Genomic DNA, 1,986 nt, shown 5'->3' on the forward strand with positions numbered 1-1,986 from the left:
CGGCCTGCAGGCGGTGATGCACGACATCAAGGCGCTGCTGGCAATGGTGCGGCGGCAACCCCAGCCCGAAGCTTGCTGAGACTTTGAATCAGCCCTGAGGATTAGGGAGACTCTGGAAAACCAGCGCCTTTCGCGGGACAGGCGCTCGAGGCGGGCAGTCTCCTGCTCCAGCTCCTTCAGGCGATTGGCCTCCGTGGCTTCCATCCCGCCGTAGAGCCGCTGCTAGCGGTGATAGGTCGGAGCCGACACCTCAAGGGCGAGACAAACATCAGCGTCGGTTTGGCTCTGGTTGATGACGAGCTGCTCAGCGGCGTCCCATGGAGTGGTGTAACTCGGGGGGATCAGCCCCGGCGTAGCCGGGGCTGACGGCTCAACTCCCTCAGTCTTTAGCTGTGGCAATGGGTGGGCCGGTCTGTGACCCTGTTCGGAGCACTACCACCAAACCGAACACAGACCATGACCCATACCCATAGTGGCGCCTCCGAGCTGGCTCAGCTCATCGAGGGCACCACCGCTGGCGCCCTGATCCCAGAGATCGTGCGCCGGGGTTTCCAGGACCTGCTGGAAGCCGAGGTTTCTGCCCTCACGGGCGCTCAACTCCATGAGCGCTGTCCTGATCAGCGGTCCACCCACCGCAACGGCTACCGGCACCGGCTGCTCACCACCCAGGTGGGCGACCTCAGCCTGGCCATCCCAAAGCTGAGGCAGGGCAGCTTCTTTCCCGATTGGCTCGAGCCTCGCCGCCGGGTGGACAAGGCCCTCTACGCCGTGGTTATGGAGGCCTACACCGGCGGCATCTCCACCAGGAAGGTCGACGCCTTGGTGGAGGCGCTGGGCTGCGCCAGCGGCATCTCCAAATCAGAGGTGAGCCGCATCTGCCAGGGGCTCGACGAGCAGGTGAAAGCCTTTCTGTGCCGGCCGTTGGACCATGCCCGCTACCCGTACGTCTACCTCGATGCCACCTACCTCCACGGCCGTCTGGGGCAGAACATGCAGGTGGTTTCGCGGGCCGTGGTGGTAGCGATCGGCATCAATGCCCTCGGCTACCGCGAGGTGCTCGGCATTGCCGTGGGTGACAGCGAGGCAGAGGGCTTCTGGCGCCAGTTCCTCGGCTCCCTCAAGGAGCGTGGCCTGACTGGAACCCGGCTGGTGATCTCAGACGCCCACCTGGGGCTGACGGCAGCGATCAGGCGGATGTTCCAGGGCAGTAGCTGGCAGCGCTGCCGGGTGCACTTCCTGCGCAACCTGCTGTCTCACGTCCCCAAGGCCGGCCAAGACATGGTGGCCGCCGCCATGAAAGCAGTATTCGTGATCCAGGCACCTGAGCAAGTGCGCTCCCACTGGCAGCGGGTCACCGAGATGCTGCGCAAGCAGTTCCCAACGGCTGTGCCGGTAATGGACGCCGCTCGCGACGACGTGCTGGCCTTCCTGCACTTCCCCCAGGAGCACTGGCGCAAGATCTGGAGCACCAACCCGCTTGAGCGGCTTAACAAGGAGATCAAACGCCGCACCAATGTGGTCGGCATCTTCCCCAATGACGCTGCGATCGTGCGGTTGGTGGGCAGCCAGCTGCTGGAGCAGCAGGAGGAATGGCAGCTGGAGCGCCGCCGCTTCTTCTCCGAGGCGACCATGGCCAAGATCCCGGAGCCAGAAGAGGCCCTGGAGCTCATCGATGCTGATCCGTCTGCCCAGCCAGACGCACTCACCAGCTGAACCGCACCAGCTCCTCCCTTGATCTACACAGAACACATCGATCGCTGAGTTGCCAATTCAGCGATCCCCCTCTGCCAGGAAAGTTGACGCCTCTCCAACCCGACCACTTTTTTCACCAGGGGGCTTGATGGAGCAGGGCAATGCGTCGTTACAGCGAGGCCTTTAAGGCTGATGTGAGGAGGCGTATGACTCCGCCGAACCGCCAGAGCGTTTCCCAGATTTCAGCAGAGCTGGGCATTCACGTGGCCAGCCTCTACAACTGGAGAAAGGCCT

Annotated in this window: 2 protein-coding genes; both read left to right on the forward strand. The window is 63.5% G+C overall.

Annotated features, from left to right (window positions below; translation table 11 throughout):
- Nucleotides 1-456 precede the first annotated feature (456 nt).
- Nucleotides 457-1,713, forward strand: coding sequence for an IS256 family transposase (locus tag CJZ78_RS13410; protein ID WP_233128810.1), 1,257 nt, complete (start codon nt 457-459; stop codon nt 1,711-1,713).
- Between the two features lie 140 nt (nt 1,714-1,853).
- A partial coding sequence (locus CJZ78_RS13415) for a transposase (protein ID WP_143592842.1) occupies nt 1,854-1,986 on the forward strand: 133 nt, incomplete at its 3' end.

This window comes from Synechococcus sp. 8F6 (genome assembly GCF_002252665.1).
Classification (GTDB): domain Bacteria; phylum Cyanobacteriota; class Cyanobacteriia; order PCC-6307; family Cyanobiaceae; genus Cyanobium_A.